This is a genomic window from Loktanella salsilacus (assembly GCF_024206795.1).
Classification (GTDB): domain Bacteria; phylum Pseudomonadota; class Alphaproteobacteria; order Rhodobacterales; family Rhodobacteraceae; genus Loktanella; species Loktanella salsilacus.
This window is the reverse complement of record NZ_CP072995.1, coordinates 413,939-428,328: the sequence shown is the minus strand read 5'-3', so window position 1 is coordinate 428,328 and position 14,390 is coordinate 413,939. Positions and strand designations below refer to the sequence as shown.

The following is a 14,390-nucleotide window of genomic DNA, read 5'->3' as shown; positions in this document are numbered from 1 at the left end:
AGGCGAAGTTCTAAATGGCTAAATGCGATCTGGAAGATAGGGAAGTACCAAATTTCGATACGCTCATCGCGCAAGCAGAGCGCCAATGATATCGGCGCGCATGACCGTATCGTTGCAGCGTTCTGGATTGGCCAGCGCGCGACATTCAGTATAGACGCCGCGCAGAGTGGCGGGCGTTGCCATACCATTCAGGTCCCCGTCGTAGAGGCCACTATCGCGCATGTTCTGCTGCAGGACGAAGAACGAGAAATTCGGATTGGCCGCGTAGATTTCCTCACCGAAAGCAACCGATTTCAGGTCGGGTTGGCTGTTGTAAGTCTGAGCCAAGGCTGCGAAATTTGAAACGACCTTTGTGGACGATGCGTCGATCGTGAAACTCAGTTGGCGGACCTCCGGCGGCGTCAATAACTTGGAAAACCTCTCTAAGTAGGCTCGAGCGGCATCCGGATTTTTACGGATGTTGAGGCTGTTTCCGTCACGCACAAGGCTGATCAGATAGTGAGCGGCGACGTCGTTGCCAGCATCCGCCGCGGCATCGAGGCCGGCAAGCGTTTTTGGGCCGCTGGCCCTCATGCTGATTCCCCACATCTGCCGCTGGGCGTCAAGGACGGCGATCTGCTTTTCTCCGGCCGCCGTCCCGCGTTCAGCGAAATCATCGTACTTCGATCGCGAGTTGCGCCCGAGATATCCATACATGGCCCCCGTCGCCAAAGTGGTCCAGGCAGACCCCACGCCCATCTCTCCGGCACGCCGTAAGTAGGCCTCGGCATCGGCAGGTCCTGCCTGGCTCCACATTAGTGCAGAGCCGTAGTCTGCCAGCCCCTTGACATCGCCGAAATCCGCGGCCCGTTCAAAGTAATCCAGAGCAAGGCGGGGGTCAGTAGAGGCGCGCGACCGGTTCAGATAGTAGTTCCCCAAGGAAACGAGCGCTTCCGGGTCACCTGCGTCGCCCGCTATATTTAGCAAAGCCATCCCGCGTTCGACATCTTGTTCGAATACCCAGCCGCCCAGAAGGTTCTGCCCCAATACGCGGACAGCGAGCAGATCGCCCCCTTTCGCGGCTTCTTCGAGGAGAGCATTAGCGCGGACGGGATCTTTTTCACGGTTCACGCCCCACAAAAGGGCCAGACCCAGAGTCGTTTGGGCTTCTACATTGCCGGCCTCGATGGCGTCGGCCAGAAGCTGCGTGCCGCGATCCGGGTCTGCGGGAACCAGGTAGCCTTCGAGCAGAAGTTTTCCGAGGCTCGCCTTGGCATCGATGTCGCCTGTATTCGATGTGGCTTCGAGCATCGCGAGGCCTTCTTCTGTGTTTTGCGGTGCGCCGTCTTTGCCGGATACCAATGCCTCACCGAGGGTGCGTTGTGCATTCAGATCCCCCGTTGCGGCGGCGGTGCGTAGATCTTCGTAGCTCTGTGACTGAGCGTAAAGCGCGCCAGAATTTCCCCAAAGCGCGAGGACCATACCGAATAGAGTTTTACGCATAGACCCCGAAATACTCATGTTCCATCCCCGTCGAAATCATCTACTCAAGCAGAATCAAGAATGTGGAAAAGCCTGAGGATTTTTATTAACTTCAAATTTAAAGGCTTGAATGAATGAAAAGTCAAGACGTTTGATGCAGAGTGGTGCTCGGCATGAAAGGGTGTAGCCATGGTGATTATTAGCCCTGCCTGAATTATTACATACGTTTTTAACGGCGCGTGCTTTTCCGGTTTGGCACACCAAATCCTTCAAGCGTTACCACTTTATGCCGCGCCCGGCGCGTGATTGGGGCAACTCTCAGGTCGCCGGTCGCGTCGATTCGCAATAAACCATATTTGCGATACCAACTTGCGGAGAGGCTTCTTATTTCGCAATTTCGAGCATAAAAACCCTGACGCAATATCAGTTGCATGATCGAAAGGCCTCTTAACGCAATCTCTCTTTGAAGCGGGAAGACAGGTCGGTCTTAGACTGAAGTAGCATTTGATCAACGCTGTCGGCTGCGCCCCAGTTACCGCCTAAGCGCTGCGGGGGCGGTCTCGGGAGGCAAAACGGCCAAGTCATGCGTTTTTCACCGCTGTTGCGGCCTGTCACCTGTTTTCGGAGGTCTCGTCCTCAGGCCATCATTTCGTCCTGCCGATTCGAAATATGTTGAACCCTGACAGCAGTTTCGGCAGTCAATGAACCGATTGGCAATTATTTTACACGCTAAGGATGTTCAGTCTGTGCAATTACCTTCTCTAGGTGGTTTTTCGTGGAGAGAATGTGTTCTAAATAAGGAAAAAGATTGACTTAATTTAGTTAATGCTGTGACGTAATTATTGTTAATAATAAATTTTCTAAAACTCGTATGAGCGTTTAAAAAGAGTAGTTTTGGAAGGTTAAACTTCCAGACATGCAGAAGGTGTTCTGTTTTTCTTTAGGATGCACCTCCGAATGCCGAGCAGGGCATGACTGACTTCGCTTTCCAGATGGGAGAAAAGAGTTGCGTAAAGTCGCGAAAGTAAATCGGCCGCGCGGATTAAGTTCTGCCGCTCAACATGCAGAATTGAAGCCGGGCCAGAAATCAATTCTGATTGCCGGGGGCGCGGGATTTCTTGGATCCCGACTCTGCGCGATTTATCTACAAAAAGGCTTTCAAGTTACCTGTATCGACAATCTTTCGACCGGACGCGTGAAGAATATTGAATCGTTTCTTGAACACCCGTGTTTCACATTTGCGGCGTATGACATCTGCGATCCGCTGACGCTGAATGGAAAGTTCGATTACATTTACAATATGGCCTGCCCGGCTTCGCCACCGAAGTATCAGGCTGACCCAATCCAGACCCTGAAAACCAACCTTTACGGCGCGTTCAACCTTTTGGACCTTGCAAGGCAGTCGAAGGCCCGGATCCTGCAATCTTCGACGTCGGAAGTATACGGTGATCCAAGCATCTCGCCGCAGCCAGAGAGCTACTGGGGCAATGTGAACACCGTCGGCCCGCGGTCCTGCTACGACGAAGGAAAACGCGCGGCAGAGACGATTTTCATGGAATACGCGCAGGTTCATCATGTCGACGTTCGGATCGCCCGGATCTTCAACGCCTATGGGCCGGACATGGACCCCAATGATGGCCGAGTTGTTTCAAACTTCATCACGCAAGCCTTGGAAGGGCGGCCGATTACAATATACGGCGACGGCAGTCAGACCCGCTCTTTCTGCTATCGGGATGACATGGTCGACGGGTTGATGGCGTTGATGCACGTGGACACCGTCGATCATGCGCCTGTCAACGTCGGCAATCCGACGGAATTCACGATGAAAGAGGTTGCAGAGCTAGTTTTGAGCAAAATCGATACGCGATCTGTCATTACTTTTGAACCGCTGCCGCGGGATGATCCCAGGCAACGCTGTCCTGACATTACGCGAGCCCGGACGCTGCTGGGCTGGTTGCCCAAGGTTGCTCTAAAAGATGGTCTCGATAACACCATCAGCTACTTTGCGGCTGAGCTCGCGGGCGCAGGCTCGCGGGTCGTGGCGGCTCAGTGATGGCGCTGCGGACTGTTATCGTAACGGGCGGCGCCGGGTTCATCGGCAGTCACGCCTGCCTGCAGCTATCGGCGGCCGGGTATCACCCTGTGACCGTTGACAACCTACGGACCGGCCACGCGGACGCCGTGAAATGGGGCCCGCTGGAGCAGGTGGATGTCTGCGATACCGATGCGTTTGCATCGGTCATTAAACGCCACGAGGCCGAAGCGGTGATGCATTTCGCCGCCGCCGCCTACGTAGGCGAAAGCGTGGAAAAGCCGGGCTTCTACTATGCGCAGAATGTGGGCGGCATGATCTCTGTCCTTGCCGCGATGGAACGGACCGGGCTGAAAAAACTCGTATTCTCGTCCAGCTGCGCGACTTACGGAGATCCGGATACCTCGCCGATCCGCGAAGACACGCCGCAACGCCCGATCAATCCTTATGGCCGGACCAAGCTGATCTGCGAGCAGATGATTCAGGACAATGCGAGGGCATGGGGCCTGCACTATGTGATGTTGCGCTATTTCAATGCCTCCGGCGCGGATCCCGCGGGCCAGCTTTCCGAACGGCATGATCCTGAAACCCATCTGCTGCCGCTGGCGCTGAAGGCCACGGCAGGGACACGGGCCGCCCTCAAGGTGTTCGGGACCGATTACGACACGTCCGACGGTACCTGTGTCCGGGACTATGTACATGTCTCGGACCTTGCCCGGGCGCATCAGCTGGCGATGCGCTATCTAGACGACGGGAAAGAGAGTGTGGCGCTGAACCTGGGCACCGGGCGCGGACATTCGATCCTTGAAATCATAACCGCGATCGAAGCGGTCACAGGGCAGCGCACCCCATGGGAGGCTGCCGATCGCAGGCCGGGCGATCCGCTGCGACTGGTTGCTGATACCGAAGCGGCAAGCCGTCTTCTGGGTTTCAAGGCGCGCTACACGGACCTCACGGACATCATGCGCCATGCGGCCCCTACATTCGGATTGAAGGTGCAGGATGTTCGCTGCGCTTGATCTGACGAACAGGGCAGGGCGGGCTAGCCCTTATCTTGCGCCGCTCTTCACCGGGTGGACCGCGCGTCGCTATGACCTGCTCATCGCCGTCTGGGCTATGACTGCGGTCTGGTTCTGGACTTGGTGGTTCCTGCCTGAACACATGACGACCGGTCCGCAATACTTGATTGCGTCGCTTGCCTTGGGGTGGCTGGCCTATCTTCAGGTATTCTTTATCGTCATTTTCCGGCAGGCCAAGATCCCAGCGGGAGAGGCACCGCATCCGGGTTCTGTCCGCGTGGCGATAATAGTGACGAAAACTCCGTCAGAGCCGTTTTCGGTCCTAAAAGTGACGTTGGAAGCGATGCTGGCCCAAACCTATCCCTGTGACGTCTGGCTTGCGGATGAAGACCCGCAGCCTGCCACGATTGCATGGTGCGAGGCCCGTGCCGTGCGCATCTCGACCCGTCACGGCTGCGCGGCCTATCATCAGGCTGTGTGGCCGCGACGGACCCGTTGCAAAGAGGGAAACCTTGCTTATTTTTACGACCACTTCGGTTATGATGAGTATGATTTCGTGTCGCAGCTCGATTCCGATCATGTGCCGGAGCCTGCCTATCTGGCTCATATTATGCGCGGCTTTGCGGATCCGAAGGTCGGCTATGTCAGCGCACCCAGCATTTGCTCGAGCAACGCCAAGCAGAGTTGGGCTGCCCGGACACGTCTGCATACGGAAGCGGCCTTTCATGGCATCTTTCAGGCGGGCTATACCTCTGCCTTGGCTCCGATGTGCATCGGGTCCCATTACGCAGTGCGGACGAAGGCGCTGAGGGCGGTTGGAGGGCTGGGCCCGGAACTGGCCGAAGATCACTCGACCACGATGGTCATGAATGCCGGCGGGTGGCGCGGAGTGCATGCCCTTGATGCGATTGCCGTGGGCGACGGACCTGCCAACGTATCGGACCTTTGCATTCAGGAATTCCAGTGGTCCCGCAGCCTTTTCACCTTGCTGCTTCAATACACCCACAGGTATTACCGCGACCTTCCTGCGCGCCTGAAGTTTCAGTTTCTGTTTTGCCAGATGCTTTATCCGCTCATGGCGTTTTTCATGCTGCTGCTCTATGCCCTGCCGATCGCAGCACTTCTGTTCGATGTGCGTTATGCTGAAGTGACCTATGCCGGTTTCGTCATTCACGCGGCACCGCAAATCATCGTTTTGACGCTGATTGCTTGGTTCATTCGCCGCGACGGGCATTTCCGCCCTTACGATGGCAAGATCATCAGCTGGGAAAGGATTCTCTTCGTCGGCATTCAATGGCCCTGGGTGGCCTGGGGCTGTATGATGGCCCTACGGGATCGTATCACGGGTGAGTTCGTCGATTTTCGCATCACGCCCAAAGGTGAAGCGGCTGAAGCCAGACTGCCGATGCGGCTTGTCCTTGTTTATGCGGCGCTGGCGATGGGATGTTTTCTTCCGATCCTGATCGTAAATCACGTCGAGAATGCGCAGGGATTCTATCTTTTGTCTGCGATCAATGGTATCTTTTATACAATGATCGTCGCCGTCATCGTGACGCAGCATTTCCGGGGCACCGGATTAATTCGGTCAGGACTTTCCGTGACGGATGTCATGAAGGTCTCTGTGCCGCTGATCCTCGTGGGGGCCGGGATGACGTCGGTCTCTGCGCGAGGTCTTGAGAGTATTGCATCACTTTCCGATGGGCTTCAGCCGTACCGCGTCGTCCGCGAAGTCTATTCAGTTTCAGGCGCGGGCATGGGGGGAGCAGACAATGTCGTATTTATCTTCGATCCGGGGTGGATTGTGGCCGAACGCAAAAACCCGAAGGATTAGGACCATGACACAGCAAGAAAACAAATTCAGCGCATTCGTCAAAGTCTGCGTGACGGCGGTGCCGCTGTTGGGCGCATCGGCTGCCTTCGCGGCACCGCCGGGTGATCTGCCGTTCGGTGTCTACGATCCCGAAGGTCGCTTTTCCGTAGATAAGGACGTGCAGATCGAACATTTGTTCCTGCCGTGGGAAGACCTCTTTCTGGAAAGCCTTCTGGAGGCCGATGATTATGCGGTCGAACGCGGACGTTCGGTGCTTGTCACGATTGAACCCTGGACATGGACGCGAGACGAACGGAATTCGCCGGAAACCCTGATCGCCGGCATTACAAGCGGCCGCTACGATGAAAACATGACCGCGATCTGCAACGTGCTAAGCCAGTTCAAGAGTCCGGTCACCATCCGCTGGGCTCAAGAGATGGAAGATTCATCTGGCCAGTTCATCTGGGCAAATTGGGAGCCTGAAACCTATGTCGATGCCTACAAGCATGTCGTTGATGTCTGTCGTGCGGTTACCGACGAGGTCGATGGCGTCGATTTCGATTACATGTGGTCGCCGCTTGGCTATGAAGACATGGGAGAGTATTTCCCTGGCGAAGACTATGTCGATGTCATCGGCCTCTCTGTATTCGGTTTGCAGGCTTGGGAACGCGACATCCTTGGGGAGGAGCAGTCGTTTCGCAGCATCCTGACCCCACGCTACGAACGTGCGCTGAAGTATGACCTGCCCATCGTCGTGGCCGAGCTGGGCTATGTCGGTGACGCGGCCTATGTGGAAAAATGGGATAATGACGTACGTCAGGACCTTGACGGGTTCCCTGAACTGAAGGCTGTGATCTACTTCAACCAGAAAGAGGTCTACCCGTGGCCGGATGGTTACGATCGCCCCGATTGGCGCATTCCGGAGAACATCCTCCCGATCCAATCCGCACAGGCGAATTAACGTCGCAAGGATCGGTGGGTTTCCGCTGACGGTGATCCGGTCCGATGCGCCGATCGACCTGAAATATAGATACTGATGAATATCAATATGTTAACGGGCCGCGATCCCTATCGCGGCCCGTTTTTTCATTGATCGAGAGCGTCTAATGCCCGCTAAATGGGCCACATCTCTGCCCAGATCACGCTAACACTATCTAAAGATTTTGCGATTATCATCTGTTTTTGCTAGTTCCGGAAGCACGAGCCGTGCTTCGAACCCATCCAATTGGGACGATACGGCGGGACACAGAGGCAGGACTTGATATGAACCTTTCGACAGCGACTGCGCATCTGCGCGGCAAAGTTTCCCTGTATGCATTCGCCATATTGATTGCGGCATCAGCCTGTTCGGCCGACACTCGGCCCTTGGCGCAGCAAGGCGACCAGCAGTCAGCCAGCAAAAACCAAGCCACACAGGTCGCGGCCAATGACCTGAACCTGCTGCGCGCCGCGACACCGCGCGCCGCAACAGCGCGACCGGTGCAGTCGCGGGTCGGATCCGGCAGCTATATGTGCAGCCCGGCCGGCTCCGGGAGGCTGTCGCGCTGCTATTCAAACTAGGTGCAGCGGTCCGTCGAAAGATAGCTAGCTCCCTGCAGCATTCCATCGCTTGAGGACGCCTTTGGACGTGCCCCGGTGATGACACATTTGGGCCATATCGGCACCAAAGTAGTCGTGGACAAAAGCCTCTCATGTTGGAGGTGGCGATGTTTAGAGCACTGATCTTTCTGATGGGACTTCTGGCCATGACCCAATCTGCATGGGCCCAACGTGCCGGTGTCGGCGCATGGGAAAACTCCGACAACACCATGCTCGAATGGATAGAAGGTCAGGACGGGCTGAAGTGGTACTACAACTGGCGTCCGGATCAGATGTGGCATCCCGGCGGACAGCGGCGCACTGTCGAATTCGTTCCCATGATCCACAGCGCCAAGGATGTGAACAAGCCGATCCAGTCCAGTCTGCGCCCCAAAGCCCTTTTGGCATTCAACGAGCCCGATGGAAGCACGGGCGAGCATCAGGCGAGCATCAGCGTCGCACAGGCCATTTCGCTTTGGCCAGCGCTCGAGGCGCGCGGTCTGCGGCTGAGCAGCCCAGTGACAACCCAGGGCGGGACCCTTGGCGCGAATTCCTGGCAAAGACAGTTCATGAATGAAGTGCAGGCCCGTGGCCTTCGCGTCGATTTCATGGCCGTTCATTACTATTCCACCAACGGGAATGTGAACGAGTTCCGAAATTGGCTCATTTCGGTCTATAACGAATATCGCCGCCCAATTTGGGTCACCGAATTTGCATACGTCGACTGGCGTCGCCCCCAGCACGTGACCTTCAAAGAAAACGCAGCCTTCGCGCGCGAGGCGATTGCTATGATTAACAGTCTCCAGTTCGTCGAACGACACGCGTGGTTCGCTGCAAATCCGTATCCATGGGGCGGTCAGTCACCTCAGATGAATCTCGTTGATGAAAATTTGCGCCCGACGCCAGTTGGCATCGCCTTCGATCAGACCTTGCGTGGTATTGGACCTCAACAGGTGGCCAGCCTCCAGTAAGTACGGCTTCGGCCATCGACACAATGCGGACCAAGTTGGGCTCAGTACTTCGGTAAAGGTGACCTTTCAGTCAAGCGATTTTTAACATGCGTATCCGGCCGCCTGTTTGCGGATTTGACAAGGGTTCTTTCACTGCCGTCCTTCTGCAACTGCAACTGCAACTGCAACTGCAACTGCAACTGCAACTCAGATCACCCGGGTACATGCTTCGGTCCGTGGTCAGCGCGAGGCTGCCAACATAATGCTGGTTCAATGCAGTTCCGATGTGCCCTTCTCACTGGCGTGCTCAATGTGGATCGGCAACAGTCCTGAGCACGGCATCATCGGAACCACGTCGTAACGGTGACTATTGTCAGGCAACAGTACCAATTGAATATGCAGGCTCATAACCTGAAGGTCGTAGGTTCAAATTCTACTCCGGCAACCAAATTTACTACATTATTACAACGCGCTACCAGCTACTCTCGAGTGGTTTTTTGGTGTGCCCCCATCGGGTGGTCCGGTTTGAATGTTAGTGCATAGTCGGTCTCTGGTCTATCGGGACGATGCTTTTGGGCACCGGCGGCCGGTAACCCAAAGCGCTGTGTGGCCTGACCGTATTGTAGTGACGCCGCCAGCGTTCGATCAGGATCTGGGCCTCGCGTAACGTGGTGAAGACCTCGCCGTTGAGCAGCTCATCCCGGAAACGAGCGTTGAAGCTCTCGCAGTAGCCGTTCTCCCACGGTGAGCCTGGGGTGATGAATGCGGTTTTCGCGCCCACGGCACCGATCCAGGCACGCACCTTCTTGGCAATAAATTCTGCGCCATTATCCGACCTGATGTATTCCGGCGGGCCGCGTAGGATGAACAAATCCGTCAAAGCATCGACCACATCCGTTGAATTGAGCCTGCGTTTGACCCGGATCACCAGCGCCTCCTTCGTGAACTCATCAATGATATTCAGCGTGCGGAAGATCCGCCCGTCGTGGGTCCGGTCCTGGACAAAGTCATAGGACCAGACATGGTTCGGGCGCTCCGGCCGCAGCCTCACGCATGACCCGTCATTGAGCCAGAGTCGGCCCTTCTTCGGCTGTTTTTGCGGGACTTTCAGCCCTTCCTGCCGCCAGATCCGTTCGACCCTTTTATGGTTCACATGCCAGCCGCTGTTGTTCAGCAGCCCGGTGATCATGCGATACCCATAGCGGCCGAACTCTTCGGCCAACGCGGTGATGTCCTCGGTCAGCCGGGCTTCGTCCGGCAGACCACAGGGCACCTTGCGCTGCGTCGAGCGATGCTGGCCCAATGTGCGGCAAACCCGGCGCTCCGATACGCTGAGGGTTTGCCGCACATGGTCGATGCACTGCCTGCGGCGGGAAGGGCTCAGTAGTTTCCCCGTGCAGCCTCGGCCAGGATCATCTTGTCCAACGTCAGATCCGACACGGCACGTCTGAGCCGGGTATTCTCAGCCTCCAGCTCTTTCAGCCGCTTGAGCTGATCGCGGCTCATGCCGCCATACTCCTTGCGCCACCGATAGTACGTCTGAACCGTGACACCGATCTGCCGCACGGCCTCCTGAACTGATTTGCCTTGCCCTTGTAGCACTTCAACTTGTCGCAGCTTCAGCACGATATCCTCGGGCTTCTCTCGCTTGCCAGCCATCTCGTCGTCCTCCTGAAAACGGGATAATTCTATCCCAAAAGGTGGACCACTTCAGTGGGGGCATTCCAAGTTTTATTGCTTTGATCGTTGATTGCCAGCATCAGCGCTTCGCAAATGGAAAGTACGGCCATACCGCAATATTTTCCCTGGCCTCTTCCAATATTGAACGAACGACAGGAAAAAATTGGTGCCCTGCCTTTGACTTCCAATGTCATGAACCGGTGTCGGTTGAACTGATCTGAATCAGTGTCGTTGACTTATCAGGTTGGAACTTCTGATGAGTGCCGGGGCAACACGTTCACGCCCGCGAAAACACCTCCATCAGGTTCAGGCGCTGTGAGGTGAAATGTCTCTACCTTGACGGACTGGTAAAACTGGCGGATTTTGATCCGGACCACCTTAATTAGACCAGCCCGCTGGGCCCCTGAAAGGCCTAAGCCAGCCATTGGAACCCGTGTAGGGAAATAGCGCTATGTTCGCACTGCCGCCATTCCGAGAACCAATTTGGAGCGCTGAGCACGCCGCTATTATGTCAGTTCGTCGGGACGCTGCGCTGTTCTGGGCGAGCGGCGACCGGCACCATGAGATGAACATAGGGCGTGCCAGTCCACATCACGTATGGGCCGTCCGTCTCGATAACTGTCGGCAGACCTGCAAATGCGGCTGGATCGGGTGTGATGACCATCATGTGCGGCCCTTCGACGACCCATTCATTATCGGTAGCCGGTTGGATGGCTGCGGGGTCGATGTTGCTGGCACCGCCATCTGGCCCGTCGCCCGCCAGCATGTAGGCAATGGCCACACGCTCAGCCGTAAACGGCTTGCCGCCCATCCACGCCGCCATCCAGCGCCGCCATTCGGCATCCATGCACATCGGTCCCGCAAGCCCATTTGGTGCGGGAAAGCAGGTGTAGTCGCTTGTTCCTTCGCGCAGGATATTGCCTTCCAGATCGGAAACGGTCGCCGTTGCAAGAATACCTGCCGGAGCCGCGCTGAGGGCTTCGGCAGTCATCGCAGTGGCTTCGGGAGATGATTGGGCGGCGGCAGCAGTAGCCAGTGCTGTGCAAGCAATAGCCATGCCCGCTACGCTGCGCAAATTTCTTATCATGCAGGAAGCAGAGCTGGCCTCATCAGGGCCATGAGAGCGGCGAGTTAAAATCATGTGAGAAAGCATATCGAAGCTCCTTTCAAGAGAGGTTCGCCTATCCTCGTCGGATGACGAAACTCCCCTGAGGGTGAGGCCGCGGGCCTTGGTCCGATAGTCCAAAAACTGGACCGGTTGGGCCTGCGGTGGTGCGGCGTCAGTGCACCAACTTCGACTGCGCCGCGAATGGGCTGAGACCAAGCCACGTCTGCATCGTTCGGGCAATCGCCGGATCGCCGTCGAGCTGGATTTTATCACTTACGTCCGAGACACTGTTCAGTCCCATCCAGATCGCGGTCATCGTGCGCAGGTCGGTCGTGACCCAAAGATCGACGTCGAAACCCGGATCGGTAGAGCAGATGTCGACCTCTGCCTCTGGGTCCACAACCAGCCACCAGTTGCGTCGGGCTTCGACCAGCTCAGGATACCTGAAATTGACCACAATCCGGCGCGCAGGCATTGGCGAAGGATCGAGATTGCGGCGCATGTCCCACATAAGCAGTGAGGGGTCCAAATTCTTCAGCGTGGCCTGCGTCTCTATCCACTTTTGCCCCCAAATTCCGAAGGCCTCGACAACAGTTTGCAGGTCTCGACCAGCTTCTGTGAGACGGTACTCCTGCACGGCTGGTTCGTCGGCGGCAGGCGTGCGGATGACGACACCGGCGGCCTCAAGCTCTTTTAACCGCTGCGAGAGCAGGCTTGGCGACATGCGCGGCACGCCACGCCGCAGGTCGTTGAATCGGGTCGAACCGGCCACCATTTCGCGCACCAGAACCATCGTCCAGCGCGTGCAGAGCATCTCGGCCGCCATCGCGACCGGACAGAATTGTCCGTAACTCCCAAGGGTCATTGTACTAATCCTTCGCGGCAATTTCGTCTTTGCCTGACGGTATCTTATCACATTCGGCCCAGATTCCTGCAGATAAAGGCCCGGTCCAGTTTCAGGACTGGCCGGGTTGCGCGTTAGGGCGCAGCCTTTGAGTGTACCGAAACTCAATTGGAGCAACCGCAATGGGCCAGATCCTGAAGACACTGAACGGCGATACCGGCGATGTCCCGAATGCCAAATTGACGAGACTTAAGGCCTCTCTTCGTGGCAGTCTGATCGACAAAAACGATACCGGATACGACGATGCCCGGGCGCTATGGAACGGCATGATCGATCGTCACCCCGGCCTGATTGTCTGTGCGATGGATACCAACGACGTCCAGATCACTGTGAACTTTGCGCGTGAAAACAGCCTTTTGCTGGCCGTCAAAAGTGGCGGGCACCAGATCGCGGGGCATGCAGTGGCCGACGGTGCCCTTTTGCTGAACCTCTCGCAGATGAAAGGCGTCCATGTGGATGTCGATAAGGCGACTGCAACAGTAGGGCCGGGCTGCATTTTGTCCGATGTGGATCAAGAAACCCAACTTTATGGCCTTGCAGTGCCGCTGGGAATTAATTCCACTACGGGCGTTGCCGGTCTGACGCTTGGCGGCGGTTTCGGCTGGATTACGGGCAAGCATGGCCTGACTATCGACAACCTGCTGTCTGCCGAAGTTGTATGTGCCGACGGTGATGTGCGCATTGCAAGCGCCACGCAAAACGCCGATCTGTTCTGGGCCATTCGTGGCGGTGGCGGTAATTTCGGCGTCATCACATCATTCGAATTTGCGCTGCATCCGGTCGGCCCGGAGGTGCTGTCCGGTCTGATCGTGCATCCTTTGTCCGACGCACGCAGTCTGTTGCAAAGCTACCGCGATATCTGCGCTCGCGCGCCCGACGAACTGACCATATGGGCCGTCATGCGGCAGGCACCGCCACTGCCCTTTATCCCTGAGGACTGGCACAGCAAGGAGGTTCTGATCTTCGCCGCCTGTTATGCGGGTGATATGAAAGAGGGGGAAAAGGCGCTGGAGGAGCTGCGTGATCTTGGCACGCCGATTGCCGATGTTATCGGCCCGCATCCCTACGCGGGGTGGCAGCAGGCCTTCGATCCGCTTCTGACGCCCGGCGCACGTAATTATTGGAAAAGTAATGACTTTCTGAAGCTCAACGATGAGGTAGTTGATAGCGCTCTCGCCGCCGTCGCAGCACTTCCTGACCCACAATCCGAGATTTTCATCGCTTATTTGGGTGGAGCCATGACCCGTGTCGACCCCGCAGCGACCCCCTTTCCTCAGCGCAAGCGGCACTTCGTGATGAACGTCCATACGCGGTGGTCGGAGGCTGCAAAGGACAAATGCTGTATTGGCTGGGCCCGGGACCTGTTTAACTGCACGGCACAGCACGCGGCCGGTAGTGTCTATGTCAACTTCATGCCATCAGACGATGATGGCCGGATGTCGGAAGCTTACGGCTCCAACATCGACAAGCTGCGCAGGATCAAGGCCAAATATGACCCGAGCAACCTGTTCCGCCTGAACCACAATATTGATGTCTCAGAAGGCGTGAGATTGACGTCCTGACGCCTTCGTTCAAGTCGATTGCGGCACATGCGCTGGTGGTGTCATTCGGAGCGCGATACCGGTTTTGCTTCGAAAATGGAGCGCAGATTCGGTATCGGGGGCTGCAATTTGGTCGCTGATACTTGCGCAGTATCAGAAAAGGGGACATTCGGCATGCTGGGGCGGACGGCAGAAAATTTCGCACAGCCGACCTCGACCTCCAGCCTCGGTACAGATCCTCTGCGCGGGCGCGTCGAAGGGCTGCTTCGAGCCCAAAGCGGGCCCATTGACGATGGAGCAGCTGGAC

At 56.6% G+C, this 14,390-nt stretch carries 11 protein-coding genes; 7 read left to right on the top strand and 4 right to left on the bottom strand.

The genetic code is table 11. The annotated features are described in order from the left end of the window. Window positions 1–63: 63 nt before the first annotated feature. Window positions 64–1,482, bottom strand: coding sequence for a tetratricopeptide repeat protein (locus KBW81_RS18360; protein ID WP_254249206.1), 1,419 nt, complete (start codon window positions 1,480–1,482; stop codon window positions 64–66). Window positions 1,483–2,467: 985 nt separating this feature from the next. Between KBW81_RS18360 and KBW81_RS18355 the strand changes: the two genes are divergently transcribed. The 6 genes from KBW81_RS18355 (at window position 2,468) to KBW81_RS18330 (ending at window position 8,871) form a co-directional block, all read left to right on the top strand. After that, window positions 2,468–3,514, top strand: coding sequence for a UDP-glucuronic acid decarboxylase family protein (locus tag KBW81_RS18355; RefSeq protein WP_367305339.1), 1,047 nt, complete (start codon window positions 2,468–2,470; stop codon window positions 3,512–3,514). Continuing rightward, a complete protein-coding gene (gene galE / locus KBW81_RS18350; protein ID WP_254249205.1) occupies window positions 3,514–4,512 on the top strand; it encodes a UDP-glucose 4-epimerase GalE in 999 nt (332 codons plus the stop codon). The genes KBW81_RS18355 and galE overlap by 1 nt, the downstream gene beginning before the upstream one ends. 328 nt (window positions 4,513–4,840) lie before the next feature. Beyond that, complete coding sequence (locus KBW81_RS18345; RefSeq protein ID WP_367305343.1) at window positions 4,841–6,343, top strand: glycosyltransferase family 2 protein; 1,503 nt, start codon at window positions 4,841–4,843, stop codon at window positions 6,341–6,343. 4 nt (window positions 6,344–6,347) lie between these two features. Then, complete coding sequence (locus KBW81_RS18340; RefSeq protein ID WP_254249203.1) at window positions 6,348–7,283, top strand: glycoside hydrolase family 26 protein; 936 nt, start codon at window positions 6,348–6,350, stop codon at window positions 7,281–7,283. A 302-nt stretch (window positions 7,284–7,585) separates the two neighbouring features. After that, on the top strand, window positions 7,586–7,882 hold the full coding sequence (locus KBW81_RS18335) for a hypothetical protein (protein ID WP_254249202.1): 297 nt from the start codon (window positions 7,586–7,588) through the stop codon (window positions 7,880–7,882). A gap of 185 nt (window positions 7,883–8,067) precedes the next feature. Next, window positions 8,068–8,871 (top strand): glycosyl hydrolase, encoded by an 804-nt coding sequence (locus KBW81_RS18330; RefSeq protein ID WP_254249201.1) that lies wholly within the window; start codon window positions 8,068–8,070, stop codon window positions 8,869–8,871. 511 nt (window positions 8,872–9,382) lie between these two features. Here KBW81_RS18330 and KBW81_RS18325 read toward each other — a convergent pair. The 3 genes from KBW81_RS18325 to KBW81_RS18315 form a co-directional block, all read right to left on the bottom strand. Beyond that, window positions 9,383–10,509, bottom strand: a protein-coding gene (locus KBW81_RS18325) for an IS3 family transposase (RefSeq protein ID WP_254249200.1) whose coding sequence is annotated in 2 segments (ribosomal slippage) — window positions 9,383–10,245 and window positions 10,245–10,509 — 1,128 coding nt in all. Because the reading frame shifts where the segments join, the coding sequence is not laid out codon by codon here. A gap of 532 nt (window positions 10,510–11,041) precedes the next feature. Further along, a complete protein-coding gene (locus KBW81_RS18320; RefSeq protein WP_254249199.1) occupies window positions 11,042–11,521 on the bottom strand; it encodes a hypothetical protein in 480 nt (159 codons plus the stop codon). A gap of 289 nt (window positions 11,522–11,810) precedes the next feature. Further along, window positions 11,811–12,503, bottom strand: coding sequence for a winged helix-turn-helix transcriptional regulator (locus KBW81_RS18315; protein ID WP_254249198.1), 693 nt, complete (start codon window positions 12,501–12,503; stop codon window positions 11,811–11,813). A 161-nt stretch (window positions 12,504–12,664) separates the two neighbouring features. Between KBW81_RS18315 and KBW81_RS18310 the strand changes: the two genes are divergently transcribed. Further along, a complete protein-coding gene (locus KBW81_RS18310) occupies window positions 12,665–14,104 on the top strand; it encodes an FAD-binding oxidoreductase (RefSeq protein ID WP_254249197.1) in 1,440 nt (479 codons plus the stop codon). Window positions 14,105–14,390: the final 286 nt, after the last annotated feature.

Bases quoted from the DNA above. Each gene is read 5' to 3' on its own strand.
- KBW81_RS18320 (WP_254249199.1), bottom strand. From the start codon at position 11,521: ATGACTGCCGAAGCCCTCAGCGCGGCTCCGGCAGGTATTCTTGCAACG.
- KBW81_RS18310 (WP_254249197.1), top strand. From the start codon at position 12,665: ATGGGCCAGATCCTGAAGACACTGAACGGCGATACCGGCGATGTCCCG.
- KBW81_RS18360 (WP_254249206.1), bottom strand. From the start codon at position 1,482: ATGCGTAAAACTCTATTCGGTATGGTCCTCGCGCTTTGGGGAAATTCT.
- KBW81_RS18330 (WP_254249201.1), top strand. From the start codon at position 8,068: ATGACCCAATCTGCATGGGCCCAACGTGCCGGTGTCGGCGCATGGGAA.
- galE (WP_254249205.1), top strand. From the start codon at position 3,514: ATGGCGCTGCGGACTGTTATCGTAACGGGCGGCGCCGGGTTCATCGGC.
- KBW81_RS18340 (WP_254249203.1), top strand. From the start codon at position 6,348: ATGACACAGCAAGAAAACAAATTCAGCGCATTCGTCAAAGTCTGCGTG.
- KBW81_RS18335 (WP_254249202.1), top strand. From the start codon at position 7,586: ATGAACCTTTCGACAGCGACTGCGCATCTGCGCGGCAAAGTTTCCCTG.
- KBW81_RS18315 (WP_254249198.1), bottom strand. From the start codon at position 12,503: ATGACCCTTGGGAGTTACGGACAATTCTGTCCGGTCGCGATGGCGGCC.